The sequence below is a fragment of the Phreatobacter sp. genome (assembly GCF_027532945.1).
Classification (GTDB): domain Bacteria; phylum Pseudomonadota; class Alphaproteobacteria; order Rhizobiales; family Phreatobacteraceae; genus Phreatobacter.
Genome location: NZ_JAPZTZ010000012.1, coordinates 36,849 through 61,015 on the forward strand (window position 1 = coordinate 36,849; position 24,167 = coordinate 61,015).

Genomic DNA, 24,167 nt, shown 5'->3' on the forward strand with positions numbered 1-24,167 from the left:
GCGGATGCAATTTCCGGCTGCAACCCATGGCCTTTGCGCGCTGACTTTTGCTAGCGTGACGGCCGATACGCGGTGACGTCCCCATGCTCGACACGGCCCTGCCCGTCCTCATCGGCGCCCTCGCCCTCGGTTACCTGCTGGGGTCGATCCCCTTCGGTCTGGTGCTGACCCGCAGCGCCGGGCTCGGCGACATCCGCGCCATTGGCTCCGGCAATATCGGCGCGACCAACGTGCTGCGCACCGGCAACAAGAAGCTCGCGGCGGCGACCCTTCTCCTCGACGGCCTCAAGGGCACGGTCGCCGTGTTGCTGGCCGCCTGGTTCGGCCCGGTCGCCGCGCTCGCCGCCGGCATCGGCGCCTTCATCGGCCACGTCTTCCCGGTCTGGCTCGGCTTCAAGGGCGGCAAGGGCGTTGCCACCTTCCTCGGCGTGCTGCTGGCGGTGCACTGGCCCGCCTTTCTCGTCTTCGCAGGGCTGTGGCTCGCCGTCGCCTTCGCCTTCCGCTACTCCTCGCTGGCCGCCCTGGTGGCGAGCGCTGCGACGCCGGTCGTGCTGCTGCTGATGGGCCGTGGCTGGCCAACGGTGATCGTCTTCGCCGGCCTTGTCGCCCTCCTCATCGCCAAGCACCATCAGAACATTGCCAAGCTTCTCGCCGGCACCGAGAGCCGGATCGGGGAGAAGAGCGCGGCGCCGCCTGCATGAGCAACGGGGGCGACGATCTCTTCGCCCGCCCCACTGCGGCGATCCGCCTGACGGACCGCCAGCGCCTCGACTGGCTGCGCCTTTCCCGCTCAGACAATGTGGGACCGCGCACCTTCCGCGAACTCCTGAATCTCTACGGCAGTGCCGCCGCTGCCCTCGATGCCTTGCCGGACCTTGCCCAGCGCGGCGGCAGCCGCTCCATCCGCATCGCGACCCTGGCCGAAGCCGAACGCGAGATGGAGCGCGCGGCGGCCTTCGGCGTCAAATTCGTCGCCCTCGGCGAGCGCGACTATCCGGACCGGTTGCGGCGCACCGCCTCGGCGCCGCCGCTGGTGGCGCTGCGGGGCGACCTTGCCTGCCTGCAGCGGCCGATGGTCGCCATCGTCGGTTCGCGCAACGCCTCCATTGCCGGCATCAAGATGGCGGCTATCCTCGCCCGCGGCCTCGGCGAGGCAGGGATGACCGTCGTCTCGGGGCTCGCCCGGGGCATCGACGCTGCCGCCCACGAGGCCTCGGCCGCGACCGGCACCGTCGCCGCCCTCGCCGGAGGCCACGACCACATTTATCCCCCCGAGAACGAACCGCTGCTCGACCGGTTGCTCCCGGCCGGCGCCGCGATCAGCGAGATGCCCATGGGCCACGAGCCGCGGGCCCGCGACTTCCCCCGCCGCAACCGCATCATCGCTGGCCTGTCGCTGGGGGTGGTCGTGGTCGAGGCGGCCGAGAAGTCCGGCTCGCTGATCACGGCGCGGATGGCACTGGACGAGAACCGCGAGGTCTTCGCCGTGCCCGGCTCGCCGCTTGATCCGCGCGCCGGCGGCACCAACCGGCTGTTGAAACAAGGCGCGACACTGGTCTGCGAGGTCGATGACATCCTCGCGGTGATCCAGCCAATCCTGACGCGAACACCGCCGGACGATGCCCTCGAAGAAGAGGAGGAGGCCATGGACGGCGCCGATCCCGGTGATGACGGCCGCACCCACATCCTGTCGCTGCTTGGCCCGGTCCCCGTCACCCTCGACGACGTTGTCCGTGCCTCCGGCCTGCCGGTGGCCGCGGTGCGCGTCGCTCTCCTGGAACTCGACCTCGCCGGGCGACTGCATCGCGACCCGGCCGGGCGCATCAGCCTGCGCTAGGGCGCGCCCGCGCCGGCCGGCGGCGCAGCACGCGCGCCTGCTCGTCGGCCTCCATGCGCGCCATGTCGACCAGATAGGCGAGCGTCTTGAAGTCTCCGAGCCGGGCAAGATCCAGCATTTCGGCGGCGAGACGGGCAATCTGCAACGCGAGTTCGGCCCGGTCGGCCCCAGGCGGCCGGGCCGCGGGGCTCGGTCGTCTCGTGCCTTTGAGTGGCTCACGCCGCGCTGCGCCCACCAGACCATCTCCACCGCCGGCCCAAGGCGCCGACAACGCAACAACGGTATGTATAAACCATTGGTTGTGTCAACGCATGATACTCGCCGAAAGTGCAACGGGACGGCATTTGACTTGCAGCAGCCTTGTGCCCATGTTCCGGCCGGCTTTCGGCAGCGCATCATCGCCGCGCCGACATCATTCAAAGGGCACTGCCGCGTGGGCGTGAACGTCGTCATCGTCGAGTCGCCGGCCAAGGCCAAGACGATCAACAAATATCTGGGGTCAGGCTACGAGGTCGTGGCCTCCTTCGGCCATGTCCGAGACCTGCCGCCGAAAGACGGCTCGGTCGATCCAGATGCCGACTTCGCCATGCTGTGGGAATCCGACGGCCGTGGCGCCAAGCGCATCGCCGAGATCGCCAAGCTGGTGAAGGGCGCCGACAAGCTGATCCTTGCCACCGACCCCGACCGCGAGGGCGAGGCCATTTCTTGGCACCTTCTGGAGGCCCTGCGCGACAAGCGCGTGCTGAAGGACATGCCGGTCGAGCGCGTCACCTTCAACGCCATCACCAAGCAGGCCGTGCAGCAGGCCATGGCCCAGCCGCGCGAGATCGATACGGCGCTGGTCGAGGCCTATCTCGCCCGCCGCGCCCTCGACTATCTCGTCGGCTTCCGCCTCTCGCCGGTGCTGTGGCGCAAGCTGCCGGGCGCCCGCTCGGCCGGCCGCGTCCAGTCGGTCGCCCTGCGCCTCGTCTGCGAGCGCGAGGCGGAGATCGAGCGCTTCCGCAAGAAGGAGTACTGGTCTCTCGTCGCGACCCTTGCGACGCCCCGCGGCGAGACCTTCGAGGCCCGCCTCGTCGGCGCCGACGGCCAGAAGATCCAGCGCCTCGACGTCGGCACGGAAGCCGAGGCCCGCGCCTTCGAGAAGGCCCTGGCCGAGGCGCATTTCGCCGTCACGTCGGTCGAGGCCAAGCCCGCCCGCCGCCACCCCTATGCGCCCTTCACCACCTCCACGCTGCAGCAGGAGGCGAGCCGCAAGCTCGGCTTCGCGCCGAACCGCACCATGCAGGTCGCCCAGCGGCTCTATGAGGGCGTCGATATTGGCGGCGAGACGGTCGGCCTCATCACCTATATGCGAACCGACGGCGTCGACGTTGCGCCCGAGGCGGTCTCCGCCATCCGCGACCTCATCGGCAAGGATTACGGCGCCCGCTACGTGCCCGGAACGCCGCGCAAATACACCGCCAAGCAGAAGAACGCCCAGGAGGCCCACGAGGCCATCCGCCCGACCGATGTGCGCCGCCACCCGCGCGAGGTTGCCCGCGTTTTGGAGCCCGAGCAGGCCCGTCTCTACGAGCTGATCTGGAAGCGCACCGTCGCCTCGCAGATGGAGAGCGCCGAACTGGAGCGCACAACTGTCGACATCGACGCGACCGTCGGCGGCCTCGGCTCCTCCCTCGGCCGCCGGCTGGAGCTGCGCGCCACCGGCCAGGTGGTGAAGTTCGACGGCTTCCTCACCCTCTACACCGAGGATCGCGACGACGACGGCGAGGACGAGGACGGCAAGCGCCTGCCCGCCGTGACGGTCGGCGAGAAGCTCGCCCGCAAGGCGATCGCCACGACCCAGCACTTCACCGAGCCGCCGCCGCGCTATTCCGAGGCGAGCCTCGTCAAGCGCATGGAAGAGCTCGGCATCGGCCGCCCCTCGACCTATGCCGCGACGCTGCAGACCCTGCAGGACCGCGAATATGTGCGCATCGAGAAGAAGCGCCTCGTCCCCGAGGACAAGGGCCGCCTCGTCATCGCCTTCCTCGAGAACTTCTTCGAGCGCTATGTCGAGTACGGCTTCACTGCGGCGCTGGAAGAGCGGCTCGACCTCGTCTCCAACCACGAGCTCGACTGGAAGGCGCTGCTGCGCGACTTCTGGCGCGATTTCGCCGCGGCGCTGGACGAGACCAAGGAGTTGCGCGTCTCCGACGTGCTCGCCGCCCTCAACGAGAGCCTTGGGCCCCACATCTTCCCCGACAAGGGCGACGGTTCCAACCCGCGCGTCTGCCCGAGCTGCGGCTCCGGCATGTTGTCGCTGAAGCTCGGCAAGTTCGGCGCCTTCATCGGCTGCTCGAACTATCCGGAATGCCGCTTCACCCGCCAGCTCTCCGCGCCCTCTGGCGATGGCGAGACCGACGGCCCGGCGGGCGCCGGCTCCGACGGCACGCGGCGTCTCGGCACAGACCCGGCGAGCGGCCTCGAAGTCACCGTCCGCGACGGCCGCTTCGGCCCCTATGTGCAGCTCGGCGAGGGCGAGAAGCCGAAGCGCACCTCCTTGCCGAAGGGCATGTCGCCCGGAGGCCTCGACCTCGAACGGGCGGTGGCCCTGCTCGAACTGCCGAAGGAAGTGGCGAAACATCCCGAGAGCGGCGAGGCGATCGTTGTCGGCATCGGCCGCTACGGTCCCTATGTCCAGCACGGGCGCACCTACGCCAATCTCGAAAAGGACGACGACGTGCTGGCGATCGGCGCCAACCGCGCCATCGACCTCGTCATCGCCAAGGAGAGCGGTGCGAAATCCCGCTTCGGCCGCGGCGCAGCGCCCGCTGGCCGCGAGATCGGCGAGCATCCGACGCAGGGCGGACCCGTGACCGTGATGGCAGGCCGCTATGGCCCCTATGTGAAGCACGGTGCGGTCAACGCCACGCTGCCGAAGGGCAAGGACCCCGCGGGCCTCACCATGGAGGAGGCCGTGGCGCTGATCGCGGCGCGCGCCGAGACCGCCGGCACGGGCAAGAAGCCCGCCCGCGGCAAGGCCGCCCCCAAGGCCAAGGCGGCGCCGAAGGAGAAGGCGCCGGCAAAAACCAAAACCGCTGGCAAGGCAAAAGCCCCCGCCAAGCCCAAGGCCACCGCCAAACCCAAGGCTTGATGGCCATTCCGCCGCCAGGATCGTTTCCCCCCGGCAGCGGATCGGCTAATCTGGTGATCCGGTGTGCCCGCGCCGGCCAGACCCGGATGCCCATTGCCCCGCCGATCCAAGACTGATGCCCCGCCCCGCATGCCCTCCCGCGAGGAGGTCCTGGCCTTCATCGCCAGCCAGACCGGAAGGGTCGGCAAGCGTGAGATCGCCCGCCATTTCGACCTGCACGGCGCCGATAAGGTCGCGCTGAAGCACCTCCTGAAGGACATTGTCGACGAGGGGCTGGTGGCCAAAGGCCGCGGCAAGCTGGTGAAGCACGGCGCCCTGCCGCAGGTCGTCGTGGTCGACATCGTCACCCGCGATGCCGATGGCGACCTCGTCGGCGCCCCCGCCGAATGGGACGAGGAGGAGCACGGGCCGGCGCCCTCCATCCTCATCGCCCTGCCCCACCGGCCCCGCCCCGGCGATCCCATCCCCGGCCTCGGCGACCGGGCGCTTGTGCGCCTCTCCGACGGCGGCGGGCCGAGCGATGATCCCCGTCCCGTCGGTCGGGTGATGAAGATCCTCGACCGCGGCCGGGCCCGCACGATCGGCGTCTTCCGCGCCGTTCCCGGCCATGGCGGCCGGCTGCTGCCCATCGACAAGAAGAATGTCGGCCGCGAGCTCGCCATCCCCGAGGAGGCGATCGGCGAGGCCAGGGACGGCGACCTCGTCGCCGTCGACATCGTGCGAACATCGCGCTTCGGCCCGCCGGTTGCGCGGGTGCGCGAGCGGCTGGGCAACCTCAAGTCGGAACGGGCGGTCTCGCTCATCGCGCTCGAGGTTCACGGCATCCCGCACGTCTTCCGCGCCGACACGCTGGCCGAGGCCGAGCGCGCCGAGCCGGTGGGCCTCGGTCGCCGCGAGGACTGGCGCAAGCTTCCCCTCGTCACCATCGACCCGCCGGACGCCAAGGACCACGACGACGCCGTCCATGCCGAGCCGGACACCTCCGGCGACAATCCCGGCGGCTTCATCCTCACCATCGCCATCGCCGATGTCGCCGCCTATGTGCGGCCCGGCACGGCGCTCGACCGCGAAGCGGTGGTGCGCGGCAATTCCGTCTATTTCCCCGACCGCGTCGTGCCGATGCTGCCCGAGCGCATCTCCAACGACCTGTGCTCGCTGCGGCCGCGCGAGGACCGGCCGGCCATGGCCTGCCGCATGGTCATCCGCGCTGACGGGCGGCGGAAGTCGCATTCCTTCCACCGCATCATGATGCGGTCGGCGGCGAAGCTCGCCTATGCGCAGGCCCAGGCCGCCATCGACGGGCATACGGACGAGACGACCGAGATGCTGCTTGAGCCGGTCCTCAAGCCGCTCTGGGAGGCCTATGCCGCCCTGAAGCGCGCCCGCGACGACCGCGAGCCGCTCGACCTCGACCTTCCCGAGCGCAAGATCCTGCTCAAGGCCGACGGCACGGTGGACCGGGTCGTGGTGCCGCAGCGGCTCGATGCGCACCGGCTGATCGAGGAGATGATGATCCTCGCCAATGTCTGCGCCGCCGAGACGCTGGACAAGCACCGCACGCCCTGCATGTACCGGATCCATGACGCGCCGAGCATGGAAAAGCTCATGACGCTCAAGGAGTTCCTGAAGAGCGTCGACATCGCCCTGCCCAAGGCGGCGCTGCTGCGGCCCTCCCATTTCAACCAGATCCTCGCCCGTGCGGCCTCCGGCGATTCCGCGCCCGTGGTGAACCAGGTCGTGCTGCGTTCGCAGTCGCAGGCCGAGTATTCGCCGGAGAATATCGGCCATTTCGGCCTCGCCTTGCGCCGCTACGCCCATTTCACCTCGCCGATCCGCCGCTATGCCGACCTCATCGTCCATCGCGGCCTGATCCGCGCCCTCGGCCTCGGCCAGGACGGGCTGACGGATGGACAGGCATCGGCCCTCGCTGAGATCGGCGCTGAGATTTCCGCCGCCGAGCGGCGGGCCATGGCGGCCGAGCGCGAGACCGTCGACCGGCTCATCGCCGCCCACCTCGCCGACCGCGTCGGCGACATCTTTGCCGGCCGCATTGCCGGCCTCACCCGCTCCGGCCTCTTCGTGAAGCTCGACGAGACCGGCGCCGACGGATTCGTGCCGGCGGCGACCATCGGCGGCGACTATTACCGCTTCGACGAGGGGCTGCAGGCCCTTGTCGGCACCCGCACCGGCGAGAGCTGGCGCCTCGGCGATCCCGTCACCGTGCGGCTGGTCGAGGCCGCGCCCGTCGCCGGAGCCCTGCGTTTCGAACTGATGAGCGATGGCCGCAGCGATCTTGTGGGAACGCGGCCGTCGGCGCAAAAGGCCCGCAGGCGTGACGATGGCTTCACCAATGGCCGCCGCGCCCGTCCTGGCGACAAGCCCGCCAAACCCCCGTGGAAGAAGAAAGGACGTCGATGACCGTCCAGATCCTCACCGCTCCGCCCGCCGCCGAACCGGCCCGTCCCGCCCGCGACCTGTGGACCGCCGTGCGTCGCGGCCTGATGTGCCGTTGCCCGGCCTGCGGCGAGGGCCGGCTGTTCACGTCCTATCTGAAGGTCGCGCCTGCTTGCGAGCGCTGCGGCGAGGAACTCCACCACCACCGCGCCGATGACGCGCCGCCCTACCTGACCATCATGGTGGTCGGCCACGTCATCGTGCCGATGCTGATGTGGCTCGAGCTCGCCTATGAGCCGGCGCTGTGGATCCATTTCGTCCTCTGGCTGCCACTCACCCTCGCCATGTCCCTCCTTTTGCTGCCTCCCCTCAAGGGCGTCGTCGTGGGATACCAATGGGCCATGCGCATGCATGGCTTCGACGAGCTGAGCGACGAATACCAGCAGGGGCGGACAACGTGACCGACAAGGGGACCGCTCTCGCCGAGCGCCTGACCAAGACCGAGCGCGAGCAGCGCTGGGCCAACCAGAAGCCGGTGGACGCGGCGACGCTGATCCTCATCGACCGCTCGGGCAAGAAGCCCAAGGTGCTGATGGGCAAGCGGCGCGACGACCTCAAATTCATGCCGGGAAAGTTCGTCTTCCCCGGCGGCCGCCGCGATCCCGACGACCGCGCCATGCCGGTCTTCGGCACGCTGAGCGACCTCATCCAGGCGCGCCTCATGGCGCGCGTCCAGCGCCCCTCCATGTCGCGCGCCCGCTCGCTGGCCCTCACAGCCATCCGTGAGACCTGCGAAGAGACGGGCCTGCTGCTTGGCACCCGCGAGGCCGGGAAGCCGGAGAGCGTGCCGAAGGGCTGGGAAGCCTTTGCCGAGCACGGCATCTTCCCCAACCTCGAATCCCTCCACTTCGTCGCCCGCGCCATCACCCCGCCACGCCGGCCGAAGCGCTTCGACACCCGCTTCTTCGCCTGCGACGCCGATCACGTCATGCACAAGATCGAGGGTGTGGTCGGACCGCATGCCGAGCTTACCGAGCTGAAATGGCTCACCCTTGAGGAGGCCCTCCACGAGGACCTGCCGACCATCACCACGGTGGTGCTGGAGGAACTCGGCGACCGCATTTCCAAGGGCTTTTCGCCGCTTCTGCCGGTCCCCTTCTATTTCATGGTGCGCAAGGAATTCCGCCGCGAGATCATCGAATGAGCGTCACCGCCTCGTGATTTGAGGCAGGACAAGGCCACGTCCTAGAAGCTGCTCCAGGAAGCCGCGGCAGGGTGCCGCACCGGGGAGCTTCTCACATGATCAAGCCTTGGCTTCTGCGCCTGCATCGCTGGCTGACACTCGCCTTCGCCCTGCCGCTGGCGGTGATCATCCTGTCCGGGCTAATCTTGTCGGTCGAGCCGGCGGCGCAGGTGGTGGCGGCAAAGCCGGGCAGCGTCACCGCCGAGAAGCTCGTCGCGCTCCTCGCCCAGCATGACCCCGAAGGCAAGGCGCGCTCGCTCTCCTTCCGAGCCTATGAGAATCGCCTGTCCATCGGCGGCGTCAGGCCTGACGACACGATCGACGTGGACGTCGTGACAGGCCGCGAACTGACCGAAGACGGAACGGTCTCCAACCTCTTCTACTATTCGCGCGTCCTGCACGAGACGCTGATGCTGGACCTCGGCTGGCTCGTCCATTTATCGACCATGGCCATGGTCCTGCTCATGGTGATCGGCATCGCCATGGGCTGGCCGCGCCTCGCCAACACGGTGTCTGGCTGGCACAAGGGCGTCGCCTGGGGCCTCCTGCCGCTGCTGGTGCTGAGCCCCCTCACCGGCCTCTTCCTCGCCTGGGGCATCAGCTTCACGAGCCCGCCGCCCGCCGGCCCGCGTGGCGCGCCCGTCTCCATGGTCGACGCCGTCCGCAAGCTCGGCGAGAGCCATGACCTTTCAAACCTCGTCTGGATCCGCGGCCGCGGTGGTCGGCTCCTGGCCCGCGTGGTCGATGGCGGCGAATTCCGCGTCTATGCGGTCGGCGAACAGGGCCTCACCGCCACGTCGCGCAACTGGGTGCGGCTCTTCCACGAGGGCAATTTCGCCGGCATCTGGTCGGCACTGATGAACGTCGTCATTTCCATCGCGCTGGTCGGCCTGATGGGCACCGGCCTCGTCATCTGGGCCCGCCGGCGCTTCCGCAAGCGCCGCCCCCGGCCGACGCCTGTGCTGCCGCAGGCGGTCACAACGGGCTGATCACCGGCCTCCGCGCTTGTCATCGGGGCGTCTTCCCGCCATGGGAGGCGTCCCCTTGAAAAGCGCCCCATGAGCATCGCTCCGCCCTCCACCGACACGTTCACCCGCCCGCAGGTCCTCTCGCTCGCCGCAGCGATCTCCTGCGTCGTGACGGTTGGCATCGGCCTGTCGCTGTCGATCCCGCTCCTCTCCTTCGCCCTCGACGCCAAGGGCGCCTCGCGCACCCTGATCGGTCTCAACACCGCCATGCCAGGTGTGGCGACGCTGGTCTGCGCCCCCTTCATTTCCGGCTGGGCGCGGCGCTTCGGCATGGCGCCGACGCTCGCCGGCGCGATCCTGGTGGCGGCTGCGAGCCTCCTCGCCTTCAATGCGGTCACGCCGATCTGGGTCTGGTTCCCCATTCGCTTCGCCCTCGGCGCGGCGCTCAGCGTGCTGTTCGTTCTCTCCGAATACTGGATCAACGCTGCTGCCCCGGAGAGCCGGCGTGGCCTTGTCCTAGGCGTCTATGCCACGGCCCTGTCGCTCGGCTTCGCACTGGGGCCGCAGGTCCTTGGCCTGCTCGGCACGACGGGCTGGCCGCCCTATCTCGCCGGCGCGGCCATCCTGCTCCTCTCCGGCATCCCCATCGCCATCGCCGGCGGCCGCGCCCCGCCCATCGAGGACAAGCCAAGCGCCGGCTTCCTGTCCTTCTTCTGGCTGGTCCCCTCGGCAACGCTCGCAGCCCTCGTCTTCGGCGCGGCGGAAACCTCCTCGATCGCTCTGCTGCCGCTCTACGGCACGGCGATCGGGCTCGAAACCTCGGCGGCCATCGGCCTGGTCTCGGCTTTCGTGCTTGGCAACGTGCTCTTCCAGATCCCCATGGGCATCATCGCCGACCGCACAGACCGCCGCCTCGTCCTGCTGTTCTGCGGGGTGTCGGGCGTGCTGGGCATGGGCGCCCTCGCCTTCGTCGCCCTGCCGCCGATTGGCATCTTCATCCTGCTGATGGTCCTCGGCGGGCTCGTCGCCGGCCTCTACACGGTCGGCCTTGCCCATCTCGGCAGTCGCTTCAAGGGCGCGGACCTTGCCCAGGCCAACGCCGCCTTCGTCGTCTTCTATTCGGTCGGGCTCATCATCGGCCCGCCGCTCGGCGGCGCCGGCATGGATCTCTGGCCGCCGCATGGCCTGCCGGCGACGCTGGCGGCCATGTTCCTCGTCTATGTCATCGTGGTCGCGCTGCGCATGGCCCGGCGCGGCTGACCGCCAGGACCGGCCGTTCCCTCAGGCGGCGTGGGCGAGATCGCGCTCTTCCGCCGCGAGATGGGCCTCCACCCGGGCGATGAAGGTATCAAGGCCCTCCGGCTTGGCGAGGTCGGCCGCAGGCCGGGCTGCCAGAGTGGCGATGCCGGCATGGCCGAGATTGCCGGCGGACCCCTTGAGCTGGTGCAGGAAGCCGCCGAGTGCGGCGACGTCGCCGGCCGTACCCGCGAGGCGGATATCGGCAAGCAGCCGGCGGGATTCGGCGACGAACATCTCGATGAGCTCGCGCGACGCCTCCGGGCCGATTTCGTCGAACAGCGCCCGCCGCGCCGCATGATCGACGGCACCGGCGACCACTGGCGCCGCTGCGGCGGCAGGGGCCGGCCGGGCGAGATCGCCGAAGGCACGCTCCAGCTTCTCGCGCGTGACGGGCTTGGCCAGGAACTCGTCCATGCCGGCATCGAGGCAGGCCTGGCGGTCGGAGGCGAAGGCGTTGGCGGTGAGACCGATGATAGCGGTGTCGCGGTTCAAGCCGTCGCCGGCCCGGATGGCCCGCGTCGTCTGCGTACCGTCCATCACCGGCATCTGCATGTCCATGACGATGACGTCGAAGGGCGTGCGCGCGCAGAGATCCAGCGCAATACCGCCATGTTCGGCGACCGTGACCGCATGGCCCATGGCGGTGAGTAGCAGCGTCGCGACCTGCTGGTTCACCGGATTGTCCTCGACGAGCAGCACCTTGAGACGGGAGGGAAGCTGGCTGCGCGGCCCGCGCTCGGCGACGGGCGCCGCCTCGGCGACCTCACGGGCGGGCACGTCGAACCAGAAGATCGAGCCCTTGCCGAGGTCGCTCTCGACGCCGATCTCGCCGCCCATCGCCTCGACGATGCGCTTGCAGATGGCAAGGCCGAGGCCGGTGCCGCCGAACCTCCGGGTGATCGAGGCATCGACCTGGGAGAACTCCTTGAACAGCCGGTCGCGGGTGTCCTCGGCGATGCCGATTCCGGAATCGACAACGGAGAAGCGCAGGGCCGAACGCCCACTGGCCATCAGCCGCGTCGCGACCGAGACGACGACACCACCGGTGAGCGTGAACTTCACGGCATTGCCGACGAGGTTGATGAGCACCTGGCGGATGCGCGTGCCGTCCGCCTCGATGTGGTCGGGGACATCGTCGGCGATGACGAGGTCGAAGCTGAGCCCCTTTTCGGTGGCGCGCGGGCCCAGCATCTCCTTCACCGAGGTGGCGAGACCGCGCAGGTCGACGACCGAACGCTCCAGCGTGATCGCGCCGGAATCGAGCTTCGAATAGTCCAGCACGTCGTTGACGATATCGAGCAGTGCCTCGCCGCAACCGGTGATGGTCTTCAGATAGCCCCGCTGCTCGGCCGAAAGCTCGGTGGCCTCGAGGATCGACGACATGCCGATAATGCCGTTGAGCGGCGTGCGGATCTCATGGCTCATGGTGGCGAGGAAGGCGGTGCGGACCTGCGAGGCCTTCTCGGCCGTGTCGCGGGCGTCGCGCAGCGCCTGTTCCGAACGCCGGCGCTCGGTCACGTCGGTATAGGTCTGGACGAAGCCGCCGCCGGGCAGGTGCCGGGTGCAAATCTCCAGCACGATGCCGTCGCCGCGCCGGTGCTCGCGCACCGAAAGGACATCGGGATCGGGCTCGGCGCCGCCATGCAGGTCCACGACGATGGACTCGCCGATGGTCCGTTCGTGGGTGAGCAGGTCGCTGAGTTCGAAACCCGTCTGCGTGAAGGAGTCAGACAGGCCAAGGAGTGTCAGGGCATTCTGATTGACGACGGCCACATGGCCGTTCGCGTCAACCATGAGGATGCCCTGGGCCATGTTGTTGAGGGTCAGGTCCCGTTCCCGCGCCGTGGCCTTGGCAGCGGTCCGGCTGCGCGTCAGCTTAGCCAGCGCCTCGCCGAAGCGCCGCCAATAGGCGATGCCGAGCAGGATGACCGCGAGCACGCCGACCGACAGGCCAGTGGCGATCAGGCGAGTCTGGGCTTTCTGGTCGAGCCGGCGGGCCCGCGCATCGATGTCGTCGACGCGCACGACAACGATCAGTGGCCAGTCGGGCACGGCCCGATAGGCGGTGACGCGGTCGGCGTCAGGCCCTTCGCCATTCTCGGTCCATTGGTCGCGTGACAGGGCGCGGCGCAGGCCCGCCATGTCGGCGAACGGGGCGCCAAGTGTCTCGCGTGACAGGCCGGCCATGGCGCGCACCGCACCGTCCCGACCCACGACGGTGATACCGCCGCCCTTGCCGAGATCGATCGATTCATAGAAGCGCGACAGGTAGTAGGGGTCCAGCGAGGCGACGATCACGCCGCGGAAAGCGCCGGTCTCATCGGTGATGCGGCGCGTCAGCTGGATCGACCAGCGCCCGGAGGCGCGGCCGAGCACCGGCTTGCTGATGAACAGTGTGTCGCTCGTGGCATCGACATGGACACGGAAATGCTCGCGGTCGCTGAGGTCGACCCGCGGTGCCGCGCCCGCCGTGGTGGTCGATTCCATCCGGCCATCGGCGCCAATGATGGTGAACTGCAGCGCCAAATCCTTGAAGCTGTACTGGTTCTTCACCCAGGCACCGAGATCGAAACGACCGGGATAGCGCAGATAATCCTGGCGGATGAATTTGATGGTGTTGTCGGTCTCGACGATCGCCCCGCGGATATGCTCCTGGAACAGGCGCCCATAATTCTGCGCGGTCTGCGTCGCGATGCGCTGTGCGAAGGCGCGCTCCTGCCGGATGTCGGCTTCCACCGCCGTCCAGACCAGGGCGATGACGGCGAGGCCGAGAAAGGTCGCCAGCAGGATGATGTGGCGCACCGAACGTTGGGCGCTGACCTGGGACTGTGCCATGGCGGGAAGATCCTGTAGCCGCTGTCCCGCGGACGCTCTCACGCGCCCCCTTCCGATGCGTAAATTTTGCTCGCATCTGGCCGCATCTTGCGGATGACACTAACGAACTCTTGTTGTGCCCCCGCCTGTCGCAGGGGCATTGCATGAGCAGTTCGTTCACCCGTGAGGTGTAACCTGCTTGTGCTGGAGGCTCGTCGGCCGCATGGTCTGACGGCAACGTGGAATCGTGCCCATGACCGTGATGATCGTCGACGACGCGGAGACCAATCTCCTCGTCGTCAAATCCCTGGTCGATGCATGCGGAATTGCCGGGGCGAAAACCTTCAAGAGCCCCGTCGAGGCCCTCGACCAGCTCGAAACGCTCAATCCCGCACTCATCCTCGTGGACTACATGATGCCGGAACTCGATGGCATCGCCTTCATCCGCGAGGTCAGGGCCCGCTCCCATTTCAACGACACGCCGGTGGTCATGGTGACGACCAGCGACCAGCGCTCGGTGCGGCTGGAAGCGCTCTATGCGGGCGCCACCGATTTCATCCTCAAGCCCATCGATCCCGCCGAGTTCAAGGCCCGCGTGCGCAATCTCATGCAGCTCGCCGAGGCCCAGACCAAGCTCAAGGACCAGGCCGCCTGGCTCTCGCAGGAGGTCCACAAGGCGCTCGAGGTCGCCCGCGGCCGCGAGGCCGAGATCGTCACCCGTCTCGCGCGCGCCGCCGAACTGCGCGATCCCGAGACCGGTCAGCATCTCGAACGCATGTCGCGCTATTCCGAGAAGATCGCCCGCGCCATGGACCTCGACAACGAGTTCTGCGAGCGGCTGCGCATCGCCGCGCCCATGCACGACATCGGCAAGATCGGCATTCCCGACTCCATCCTGCTCAAGGAAGGGCCGCTGACGCCCGCCGAGCGGCAGGAGATGCAGAAGCACGCCCAGCGCGGCGGCGAGATCCTGGAGCGCTCGACCTCCGAGCTGATCCGGCTCGCGGGTGAAATCGCCATCTCCCACCATGAGCGCTGGGACGGCTCGGGCTATCCCTTTCGCCTCTCGGGCGAGGAGATCCCGCTCGCCGGCCGCATCACGGCCCTGGCGGACGTCTTCGACGCCCTGACCTCGGTGCGTCCCTACAAGGCGGCCTGGACGCCGGAAGAGGCGCGGTCCTACATCCTCGCGGAGCGCGGACGGCACTTCGGTCCCGGCTGCGTCGACGCCATGATGAAAGCCTGGGACGACATTCTCGCCATCCACGCCGAGCGTGCCGACCGGGTGCTGGTGGGCTGAGACTGCTGACAGCCTGCTGACACGATCTGGCAACAGCCTGGCTACAGTGGCGTCATGGAGGATGACCCATGGCCCAGTCTGCTGCATCGACCCCGATTGCCATCGACGAGGAAGTGGAAGCCGTGCTCGCCGAGTTCGACGGTGATCCGCGCCGCGCCATTCGCGCCCTGCTCGACGACATCGCCGCGCTGGCTGAGGACCAGCCGGCGCCGCTCTTCGACATGATCGGCTTCGGCGCAACCGCCGAACCTTACCCGCGTGACTGAGGCGTCAGGCCGGAACGGCCTGCGTCGATCTATCGGGCCAGTCCTTGCCGAGGTCCTCGGGCGTCTCGGCGACAGCGGCGTCAGGCCGCGGCGTCAGCGGCACCTGCCCCGCGGGCCCACCGGGTATAGCCTCCGGCTCCTCGCGCACGGCCTCGACCGTGCCATCGCGCGCCACCAGGAAATCGATCTCTACGGGGTCCACACGGGCCATGTCGGCTCCTCCTCATGAAGGAGCCAACGCCGGGGTCTTCGTGCTGTTCCAAGGAGCGGCGCGGCGACAGTCGCCGCAGCGCCGGTCCTCACTCCACCGTGACGCTCTTGGCGAGGTTGCGCGGCTGGTCGACATCCGTGCCCATCTCCACCGCCGTGTGATAGGCGATGAGCTGGATCGGGACCGAATAGACGATGGGCGCGATGGTCGCCGGCACGTCGGGCATGACGATGGTCGCCACGGTCTCGACCTCCGCGTGCTCGGCGCCCTTCTCGTCGGTGACGAGGATGATCTGGCCGCCGCGCGCCGCCACCTCCTGCATGTTGGAGACGGTCTTCTCGTAGACCCTGTCGAAGGGCGCGATGACGATGACCGGCATGGTCTCGTCGATCAGCGCGATGGGCCCATGCTTCAGCTCGCCCGCCGCATAGCCCTCTGCATGGATGTAGGACAGCTCCTTGAGCTTCAGCGCACCCTCCATGGCGATGGGATAGGATGTGCCGCGGCCGAGATAGAGAACGTCGCGGACCTTCGACAGGCCCTTGGCGATGCTGGCGATGTGGTCCTCCTGCCGCAGCGCCTCGTTCATGTAGCGCGGCGCTTCCATCATGGCGCGCACCAGCGCCTCCTCATCGGCGCCCGAGATGAAGCCGCGCGCCTTGCCGGCGGCAATGGCGAGGGAGGCGAGAACGGCGAGCTGGCAGGTGAAGGCCTTGGTCGAGGCGACGCCGATCTCCGGGCCCGCCAGCGTCGGCATGACGATGTGGCTCTCGCGCGCGATGGTCGAGGTCGGCACGTTGACGACGGCGAGGACGTGCTGGCCGTTCTCCTTGGCGTAACGGAGCGAGGCCAGCGTGTCGGCCGTCTCGCCCGATTGCGAGACAACGATCATCAGCCCGCCCGGCACCATCGGCGTCTCGCGGTAGCGGAACTCCGAGGCGATATCGATGTCGACCTGGATGCGGGCGAAGCGCTCGAACCAGTATTTGGCGGTGAGGCCGGCAAGATAGGCCGTGCCGCAGGCGGCGATGGAAATGCGCGGCAGCGCCGCCCAGTCGAAGGGCAGGTCCGCCGGCAGACGCACCTTGCCATTGGCCATGTCGAGGTAATGCGCGGTGGTGCGGGCGACCACCTCGGGCTGCTCGTAGATCTCCTTGAGCATGAAATGCTTGTGGTTGCCCTTGTCGACCAGGAAGGCGGTGGCCGAGGAGCGGATCACCGGCCGCTGCACCACATGGCCCGCCTCGTCGCGGATCTCCACGGAGTTGCGGTCGAGGATCGCCCAGTCGCCCTCCTCGAGATAGGCCACCGCCGAGGTGAAGGGGGCGAGCGCGATGGCGTCGGAGCCAAGATACATCTCGCCGTCGCCATAACCGACCGCCAGCGGCGAGCCCTTGCGGGCGCCGATCAGCAGGTTGTCATTGCCCTCGAAGACGAAGGCGAGCGCGAAGGCGCCGCGCAGCCGCGGCAGGGCGGCGCCCACAGCCTCAACCGGGCTCTTGCCGGCCTTCATCTCCTGGCCGACGAGATGGGCGACGGTCTCGCTGTCGGTCTGCGTGGAGAAGACGACGCCTTTCGCCTCCAGCTCATGCCGCAGCTCGCGGAAATTCTCGATGATGCCGTTATGGACGACAGCGACGCCGTCCGAGGCATGGGGATGGGCATTGGTCTCGGTCGGGGCGCCATGGGTCGCCCAGCGGGTGTGGCCGATGCCGATCGTGCCGTGGAGCGGCGCCTTGGCGAGCGCCGCCTCGAGGTTCTTCAGCTTCCCCTCGGCGCGGCAGCGGGTGAGCACGCCATTCTCCAGCGTGGCGACGCCGGCGGAGTCATAGCCGCGATATTCGAGACGCTTGAGGCTGTCGACGAGTTGGCCCGCCACGGGCTCCTTGCCGAGAATGCCGATGATCCCGCACATGAAGGTCTGCTCCAAATCGGTCGTGGCGGGCGCAGGTCCCGTCCGAATCCGGCCCTTGATAGGCCGAAACACCCCAAGGCGGGTTTAACGGCGGCGGCACCGCAGTGCGAAATGAATTGCTGTGACGTTGTGAGACAGGTTGGCGGGGAGGAGACCCCCTGCAGATCGACGCCAGCCGGCCGGTCTGCCGAACCTCCGGCCATAATGCCCGGGCAAGACGGGCTGCGGTTCAGGTGTGAAGGTCGGTCGAAGCAACGTGCCCTGCCTGGCGCAAGTGCAACCCACGACCCTCAGCCCTTCCCCTGTTCCTTCGCCTTCCGGGCCGCGCGGCGCTCCTTGTTCAGGCGAATGCGCTCGGCCCCCCGCCCCGGCAGGCCCGCCTGTTTCGCGCGGCCGAAGACCAGCGCGCCGTCCTTGGCATCGAGCGTGATGGTGGAGCCCGCGGCGATCAGCACCTCGTCGCCGATGGTCAGCGGCGCGACCAGCGTCGAATTCGATCCCACGAAGACATCCCGGCCAATCACCGTCGGATGCTTGTCGGCGCCATCGAAATTGCAGGTGATGGTGCCGGCGCCGATATTGGTGCCCTCGCCGATGGTCGCATCGCCGAGATAGGCGAGATGGTTCGCCTCGGCCTTGGCGGCGATCGAGGTACGGTTCACCTCGACGAAATTGCCGATATGGACCTTCTCGCCGATGCGGCTCTTCGGCCGGATGCGCGCGAAGGGGCCGATGATCGCGCCGGCAGCGACCGTGCAGCCGGCCAGATGCGAATAGGCGCGGATCGTCACGTCATCGGCGATGGTGACGCCGGGCCCGAAGACCACATGCGGCTCCAGCGACACGTCCCGGCCGAGCACGGTGTCATAGGCGAGGAAGACGGTCTCGGGTGCGGCCATCGTCACGCCGCCGCGCATCGCCGCGACGCGCAGGCGGCCTTGCGCGATGGCCTCGACCTCGGCGAGCTGGACGCGGTCATTGACCCCCCTCACCTCCTCCTCCGGCGCCAGCACGATGGCGGTGGCGAGGCCGGCGGCACGGGCGAGCGCCACGGCGTCGGTGAGGTAGTACTCGCCCTTGGCATTGGCATTGCCGATGCGCTCCAGCAAAGCCAGAGCCCCATCGCCGCGGAGCGCCATGAGCCCGCCATTGCAGAGCGTGATGGCGCGCTCTGCCTCGCTCGCATCCTTCTCCTCGACGATGGACGCGAGCGTGCCGCCCTCCATGACGAGCCGGCCATAGCCGAAGGGATCGGCAGCCTCGAAGCCGAGGACCGCCACCGCCGCACCATCCCGAAGCGCAGCGCGCAGCCGCGCGAAGGTCTCAGGCGTCACCAGCGGCGTGTCGCCAAACGCGACGATCACGTCGTCGAAGCCGCGGGCGATGACCTCGCAGGCGTGAAGCACGGCATGGGCGGTGCCGAGCCGGTCGCGCTGGACATGGATGGTCGCATCCGGCACCTGCCGACGCACTTCGGCGGCGACATCCTCGCGGTCGGGGCCGACGATGACGGCAGCAGCCGTGCCGCCTGCGGCCGCCACCGCACGCAGCACGTGGCCGACCATCGACAGGCCGGCGACCTCGTGCAGGACCTTCGGCTTGGCCGACTTCATCCGGGTGCCCTCGCCGGCGGCAAGGACGATGGAGAGGCAGGTGCGTTCGGTCATGGGGCGGATCCGATTCGGCGGGGCGGCGACAGTCTAGCCGATGCCGGCGGCGGGCCTCAGCCGAGGCCCTTGGCCAGCCGGTCGAAGGCGACGAGGGTCTTCAGCAGTCCCTCCATCTGCTTCAGCGGCACCATGTTGGGGCCATCCGAGGGCGCCTTGTCGGGATCGGGATGGGTCTCGATGAAGACGCCGGCGACGCCGACCGCCACCGCCGCCCGCGCCAGCACCGGCACATATTCGCGCTGGCCACCCGACGATGAGCCCTTGCCGCCCGGCTGCTGCACCGAATGGGTGGCATCGAAGATCACCGGCGCGCCCGTGGTCTCGGCCATGATCGGCAGAGCCCGCATGTCGGAGACGAGCGTGTTGTAGCCGAAGGAGACGCCGCGCTCGGTGACCATGACGCCGGGATTGCCGGCCTCGCGGATCTTGGCGGCGACATTGGCCATGTCCCAGGGTGCGAGGAACTGGCCCTTCTTGACGTTGACGGCACGGCCGGTCTTGGCCGCCGCGACCAGGAGGTCGGTCTGCCGGCAGAGGAAGGCCGGGATCTGCAGCACGTCGATGACCTCGGCGACCGCCGCGCAATGCTCGATCTCGTGGACATCGGTGATGACAGGAAGGCCGAGCTTCTCCTTCACCTCGGCGAAGACGGGCATTGCCGCCTTGAGGCCGATGCCGCGCGAGGACTTGCCGGAGGTGCGGTTCGCCTTGTCGAAGGAGGACTTGTAGACGAGGCCGATGCCGACCCGCTGGGTGATCTCCTTCAGCGCGGAAGCGACCTCGAGCGCGTGGTCGCGGCTTTCCATGGCGCAGGGGCCGGCGATCAGCGACAGCGGCAGGCGGTTGCCGAAACGCACGCCGCCGACCTCGACGGTCGCCTGTTCGAGAGCTGCCATCACGGGCCTGATCCTTCGCTGAGCCGCCGGGGCGGCCGGGCCGCGGTTCTCGCAGACGCCGGGCCTGCGATCAACCCAGCGGCCTCAGCCGATAATGGCGTGGGGCACGAAGGCCGAGCGATTGCCGGTCACGAGGCCCTTGTCCTCGCGGATGCCGATGCCGGCCGGCTCGGTGTCGACGATCCATGAGCCGATGACGGGGCGCATCCCGTCGAAGACCGCGTCCGGAGCGAGCGCCTGCACGACGCGCGGAAGGTCGTCATAGGGCCCCTCAGGGGCGGCGACCGTGATGCCGCCGCGGCGGATCTCTACATTCGCGCCCTCGCGGGAGAGGATCGGCTTGGCGACATGGTCCCGCCCAAGGCGCGAGGCATCGGGGTCATCCTCGAAATAGGCTTCGAGCAGGTTCGGATGGCCGGGCGCGAGCTTCCATAGTTCGGGCAGGATGGCCTTGGTCGAGAGCAGCATCTTCCAGGGCGGCTCGACCCACAGGGTCGTGGCCTGCGGAAGGCTGGCGCCGAACTGCTCGCGGATGAGCCATTCCCAGGGATAGAGCTTGAAGATCGCGTGGATCGTCCGTTCCTGCTCGTCGACATAGCGGCCGGCGCCGTCGAGGCCGATATCGGCGATGTCGATGAGCTGGACCTGCTGGCCGGCCTCCGCCGCGCATTCCGCAAGATATTCGACGGTCTTGCGGTCCTCGGTGTCGCTGGAGACGGTGGTCATGTGCAGCGTGCCCATGCGCTTCATGGCGCGGAACCGGGCGATGATCTTGTCGTGCAGGCTGTTGAACTGGTCGGCATCGGCGGGCAGCGCGCCGGCCTTGATGCGATCCTCCAGCCATAGCCACTGGAACACCGCCGCCTCATAGAGCGCGGTCGGCGTATCGGCGTTGAACTCCAGCAGCTTGGCCGGCCCCGCCCCGCCATAGATGAAGTCGAAGCGGCCATAGAGGCTCGGATCGCTACGCGCCCAACTGTCGGCAATCCACTGCCAGTGGGTCGAGGGGATGCCGAGGCGCTTGAGATAGGCCTCATCGCGCACCGCGCGCCCGACCAGCTCGCCGCAGAGCGCCACGACCTCCGATGTCGCCTCCTCGATGTCGTTCTCGATCTCGGCGAGGGTGAAGTGATAGGCGGCGCGCTCGTCCCAGTAGCGCTCGCCGTCGGGATGGGCGTAGTCGAAACCATAGTCGGTGGCGAGCTCGCGCCAGTGCGGGCGCTCCGGCATGGCGACGCGGCGCATCTCAGCTGCCCCCGCTCGAGAAGCTGCTCGCCGTCGTGCCGAAGCCGCCGCGCGACACCGAAGTCTGGCTGGCCGCCGATCCAGACGAGGTCGAGGACGACCCGCCGCCCCAGTAGAAGCCGGAGCGCGAGGATGAGGAGGATGAGGACCGCGCCGGGCAGGTATTGGGCTGGAACGGCAGGCCGCCCACGATCTGGTAGCCGCCGCCGGTCATCTCGCGCAGCGGCTGGGCGCGCCAGGTGCCGTTGTCGCCGATCCGGCTGAGGCCGACCGCGCCAGCGCCGCCGGCAAAGGCCGCTGCGCAATTGGCCCCGGGTGCCAGGGCCTGGCACTGGATCAGGCTCGTCGCCACGTGCTGCGTCGTGCAGGGCCGGTTGGCGAGGCCGAACCCGTTCGTGGCGGCGAAAGTGCCGGTGCCGAGCAGCGCCATGGTGCCGATGCCGACCGGGGTCAACAGCATCGAGCGCTTGCGGGTTGGGGTGTCGTCCTCGCTCATGGCGCGCTCTCAGGTCGACATGGCCGCCGCCGCGATCTGGCCAGCGGCGATGCTGAGCGCGGCGAAGAGGATCGCAGGTCCCACTTCGCCGTTGCTGATGCGGTGGTTGAGGTTGGGGAAGACCAGCTTGATGAGCAGGTAGACGGCGATCTGGATGACCAGCGAGACCATCGCCCAGAGCGCATTGTCGACGATGGACAGCGAATGCTCGACCGAGCTTGCCAGCGGCTGGGCGAAACCGAGGATGCTGCCGCCGAGCGCGATGGCGGCGGCGACATTGCCGGCGCGAATGAGCTTCAACTCGTCATGGCGTGTCACCGCCGTGTAGATGGCGATGTAGGCGACCAGATAGCCGATCGCGAGGATGAAATGCGCGATGAAGGCAGGAAAGCCAGAGAGATAATCCGCGATTCTCATGCGACCCTCATCCCCCTCGCCTTTCGCCCGGCTCTAGCGGCCGAAGACCGGCACCAGACGCTCCGGCGGGCCGGCCTTCAGGCAGAAGCCCTTGGCGCGCGGCACGAATCCCGTGGCACCCGCGGCCCGCTGGCACGAAACATAGCGCTCCTCGCATTGCTCGCGCATGTCGAAGACCGGTCCAGATTGTAACAATTGAAGGTCGGCTTCGGCGAGGAGCGTGGCGCAGCGCTCCCGCGGCAGGCCGGCGGATATGCAGGCCTCGACGCTGCGATGGACCGTGGCCCCGGCGCATTCCCCGCCGGTGAACACCACCCAGCCGATGAGCCCGGCGGCCACCGCGAAGACCAGCGTCCCGGCGACCGCGACGGCGCGCATCACACGAGCCGCGACTGGGCTTTCGCCGCCTCGATGAACGAGCGGAACAGCGGATGCGGCTCGAAGGGCCGGCTCTTCAGCTCGGGGTGATACTGCACGCCGATGAACCAGGGATGGTCAGGATATTCGATCGTCTCGGGCAGCACGCCGTCCGGCGACAGGCCGGTGAAGACCAGGCCCTTGTCCTCCAGCCGCTTGCGGTAGTCGAGATTGACCTCGTAGCGGTGGCGGTGGCGCTCGGAAATGACGTCCGAGCGATAGATCGAGGCGATCCTGGAATCGGGCTTCAGATGGGCGGTGTAGGCGCCGAGACGCATCGTGCCGCCAAGGTCGCTCGCCGACGTGCGCTTCTGCAACTCGTTGCCCTTCAGCCATTCGGTGAGCAGGCCCACCACCGGCTCCGGCGTCGGGCCGAACTCGGTGGAATTGGCGTTGGGGACGCCGGCGAGGTTCCGCGCCGCCTCGATCACCGCCATCTGCATGCCGAAGCAGATGCCGAAATAGGGCACCTTGCGCTCGCGGGCGAAGCGCGCCGCGCGGATCTTGCCCTCCGCGCCGCGCTGGCCGAAGCCGCCGGGCACGAGGATGCCGTGAACGTCCTGGAGGTAGGGCGAGGGATCCTCGTGCTCGAAGACCTCGCTCTCGATCCACTCGAGGTTGACCTTGACCTTGTTGGCCATGCCGCCATGGGCCAGCGCCTCGATCAGCGACTTGTAGGCGTCCTTCAGGCCCGTGTACTTGCCGACGATGGCGATATTGACCTCGCCCTCGGGGTTGTGGACGCGCGAGGAGACATCCGCCCAGCGGCGCATGTCCGGCTCGCCCTTCGCCTCGATGCCGAAGGCGCGCAGCACCTCATCGTCGAGGCCGGCCTGATGATAGGCCATCGGCACGTCGTAGATGGAGCCGGCATCGCGCGCCTCGACCACGGCGGAGGGGCGCACGTTGCAGAACAGGGCCAGCTTCTTGCGCTCGCCCTCGGGGATCGGCCGGTCGCAGCGGCAGAGCAGGATGTCGGGCGCGATGCCGATGGAGCGCAGCTCCTGCACCGAGTGCTGCGTCGGCTTGGTCTTCAACTCTCCCGCCGAGGCGATATAGGGCAGCAGCGTCAGGTGGACGAAGATACTGTCGCCCTTCGGCAGCTCGTTGCCGAGCTGGCGGATGGCCTCGAAGAACGGCAGGCCCTCGATGTCGCCGACCGTGCCGCCAATCTCGACGAGGACGAAGTCGTAGCCCTCGTTGCCGGTGCGGACGAAGTCCTTGATGGCGTCGGTGACGTGCGGAATGACCTGGATCGTCGCGCCGAGATAGTCGCCGCGCCGCTCCTTGGTGATGATGTCGAGATAGATGCGGCCCGTGGTGATGTTGTCGGCGCGCGAGCAGGGCCGGCCGGTGAAGCGCTCGTAATGGCCGAGGTCGAGATCGGTCTCGGCGCCGTCGTCGGTGACGAAGACCTCGCCGTGCTGGGTCGGGCTCATCGTGCCCGGATCGACATTGAGATAGGGGTCGAGCTTGCGCAGGCGGACCGTGTAGCCGCGCGCCTGCAGGAGCGCTCCGAGGGCGGCTGATGCGAGGCCCTTGCCGAGGGACGAGACCACGCCGCCGGTGATGAAGATATACCGCGTCATGGGACCCCTTCCTTAAGGCGCGCCGGGCGATTCGGGTAGCGAAGTCCGCGGCGCCCG

The 24,167-nt window shown here is 68.5% G+C and carries 21 protein-coding genes; 10 read left to right on the forward strand and 11 right to left on the reverse strand.

Annotation, left to right across the window (positions count from 1 at the left end; translation table 11 throughout):
* Positions 1–83: 83 nt before the first annotated feature.
* Both plsY and dprA read left to right on the forward strand, forming a co-directional pair.
* Complete coding sequence (plsY, locus tag O9344_RS08970) at positions 84–701, forward strand: glycerol-3-phosphate 1-O-acyltransferase PlsY (RefSeq protein ID WP_298475407.1); 618 nt, start codon at positions 84–86, stop codon at positions 699–701.
* The gene (dprA, locus tag O9344_RS08975) at positions 698–1,837 is read left to right on the forward strand and encodes a DNA-processing protein DprA (RefSeq protein ID WP_298475449.1); all 1,140 of its coding nucleotides are present in this window, start codon (positions 698–700) and stop codon (positions 1,835–1,837) included. Before plsY ends, dprA begins: the two co-directional genes overlap by 4 nt.
* Here the strand turns inward: dprA and O9344_RS08980 are convergent.
* A complete protein-coding gene (locus O9344_RS08980) occupies positions 1,824–1,982 on the reverse strand; it encodes a hypothetical protein (protein WP_298475452.1) in 159 nt (52 codons plus the stop codon). The two genes, dprA and O9344_RS08980, sit on opposite strands and share 14 nt — an antisense overlap.
* Before the next feature lie 294 nt (positions 1,983–2,276).
* Between O9344_RS08980 and topA the strand changes: the two genes are divergently transcribed.
* The 6 genes from topA to O9344_RS09010 all read left to right on the forward strand — a co-directional run bounded on the left by topA (position 2,277) and on the right by O9344_RS09010 (position 10,835).
* A complete protein-coding gene (topA, locus tag O9344_RS08985; protein WP_298475808.1) occupies positions 2,277–4,970 on the forward strand; it encodes a type I DNA topoisomerase in 2,694 nt (897 codons plus the stop codon).
* Positions 4,971–5,099: 129 nt separating this feature from the next.
* A complete protein-coding gene (gene rnr / locus O9344_RS08990; RefSeq protein ID WP_298475454.1) occupies positions 5,100–7,388 on the forward strand; it encodes a ribonuclease R in 2,289 nt (762 codons plus the stop codon).
* Positions 7,385–7,825, forward strand: a complete 441-nt coding sequence (locus O9344_RS08995; RefSeq protein ID WP_298475457.1) for a DUF983 domain-containing protein — start codon at positions 7,385–7,387, stop codon at positions 7,823–7,825. The genes rnr and O9344_RS08995 overlap by 4 nt, the downstream gene beginning before the upstream one ends.
* Entirely contained in the window at positions 7,822–8,568 is a 747-nt protein-coding gene (locus O9344_RS09000; protein ID WP_298475460.1) for an NUDIX domain-containing protein, read from the forward strand. The genes O9344_RS08995 and O9344_RS09000 overlap by 4 nt, the downstream gene beginning before the upstream one ends.
* A gap of 95 nt (positions 8,569–8,663) precedes the next feature.
* Positions 8,664–9,596, forward strand: a complete 933-nt coding sequence (locus tag O9344_RS09005; RefSeq protein ID WP_298475463.1) for a PepSY-associated TM helix domain-containing protein — start codon at positions 8,664–8,666, stop codon at positions 9,594–9,596.
* Between the two features lie 69 nt (positions 9,597–9,665).
* Positions 9,666–10,835: an MFS transporter gene (locus O9344_RS09010; RefSeq protein WP_298475466.1), complete on the forward strand. Its 1,170-nt coding sequence runs from the start codon at positions 9,666–9,668 to the stop codon at positions 10,833–10,835.
* A gap of 21 nt (positions 10,836–10,856) precedes the next feature.
* On the opposite strand, the gene O9344_RS09015 is transcribed toward O9344_RS09010, so the two are convergent.
* The gene (locus O9344_RS09015; protein WP_298475468.1) at positions 10,857–13,709 is read right to left on the reverse strand and encodes an ATP-binding protein; all 2,853 of its coding nucleotides are present in this window, start codon (positions 13,707–13,709) and stop codon (positions 10,857–10,859) included.
* 232 nt (positions 13,710–13,941) lie between these two features.
* Between O9344_RS09015 and O9344_RS09020 the strand changes: the two genes are divergently transcribed.
* Both O9344_RS09020 and O9344_RS09025 read left to right on the forward strand, forming a co-directional pair.
* Positions 13,942–14,988: an HD domain-containing phosphohydrolase gene (locus O9344_RS09020; RefSeq protein WP_298475471.1), complete on the forward strand. Its 1,047-nt coding sequence runs from the start codon at positions 13,942–13,944 to the stop codon at positions 14,986–14,988.
* Between the two features lie 68 nt (positions 14,989–15,056).
* Positions 15,057–15,254 carry a hypothetical protein gene (locus O9344_RS09025; protein ID WP_298475474.1) on the forward strand — a complete coding sequence of 66 codons (198 nt, stop codon included), beginning with the start codon at positions 15,057–15,059 and terminating at the stop codon, positions 15,252–15,254.
* Positions 15,255–15,258: 4 nt separating this feature from the next.
* On the opposite strand, the gene O9344_RS09030 is transcribed toward O9344_RS09025, so the two are convergent.
* From O9344_RS09030 to O9344_RS09070, 9 genes are all read right to left on the reverse strand, one after another.
* Positions 15,259–15,465 carry a hypothetical protein gene (locus tag O9344_RS09030; protein ID WP_298475477.1) on the reverse strand — a complete coding sequence of 69 codons (207 nt, stop codon included), beginning with the start codon at positions 15,463–15,465 and terminating at the stop codon, positions 15,259–15,261.
* A gap of 88 nt (positions 15,466–15,553) precedes the next feature.
* A complete protein-coding gene (gene glmS, locus O9344_RS09035; RefSeq protein ID WP_298475480.1) occupies positions 15,554–17,380 on the reverse strand; it encodes a glutamine--fructose-6-phosphate transaminase (isomerizing) in 1,827 nt (608 codons plus the stop codon).
* A 290-nt stretch (positions 17,381–17,670) separates the two neighbouring features.
* A complete protein-coding gene (gene glmU / locus O9344_RS09040) occupies positions 17,671–19,047 on the reverse strand; it encodes a bifunctional UDP-N-acetylglucosamine diphosphorylase/glucosamine-1-phosphate N-acetyltransferase GlmU (RefSeq protein ID WP_298475483.1) in 1,377 nt (458 codons plus the stop codon).
* 56 nt (positions 19,048–19,103) lie between these two features.
* On the reverse strand, positions 19,104–19,946 hold the full coding sequence (gene kdsA / locus O9344_RS09045) for a 3-deoxy-8-phosphooctulonate synthase (protein ID WP_298475810.1): 843 nt from the start codon (positions 19,944–19,946) through the stop codon (positions 19,104–19,106).
* An 84-nt stretch (positions 19,947–20,030) separates the two neighbouring features.
* A complete protein-coding gene (locus tag O9344_RS09050) occupies positions 20,031–21,191 on the reverse strand; it encodes a glutathionylspermidine synthase family protein (protein WP_298475486.1) in 1,161 nt (386 codons plus the stop codon).
* A 1-nt stretch (position 21,192) separates the two neighbouring features.
* Positions 21,193–21,687: a hypothetical protein gene (locus O9344_RS09055; RefSeq protein WP_298475489.1), complete on the reverse strand. Its 495-nt coding sequence runs from the start codon at positions 21,685–21,687 to the stop codon at positions 21,193–21,195.
* A gap of 9 nt (positions 21,688–21,696) precedes the next feature.
* The gene (locus O9344_RS09060) at positions 21,697–22,104 is read right to left on the reverse strand and encodes a DUF350 domain-containing protein (RefSeq protein ID WP_298475493.1); all 408 of its coding nucleotides are present in this window, start codon (positions 22,102–22,104) and stop codon (positions 21,697–21,699) included.
* Positions 22,105–22,137: 33 nt separating this feature from the next.
* Positions 22,138–22,482, reverse strand: coding sequence for a DUF1190 domain-containing protein (locus tag O9344_RS09065; RefSeq protein WP_298475495.1), 345 nt, complete (start codon positions 22,480–22,482; stop codon positions 22,138–22,140).
* Complete coding sequence (locus O9344_RS09070; protein WP_298475497.1) at positions 22,482–24,110, reverse strand: CTP synthase; 1,629 nt, start codon at positions 24,108–24,110, stop codon at positions 22,482–22,484. Before O9344_RS09070 ends, O9344_RS09065 begins: the two co-directional genes overlap by 1 nt.
* Between the last annotated feature and the right edge of the window lie 57 nt (positions 24,111–24,167).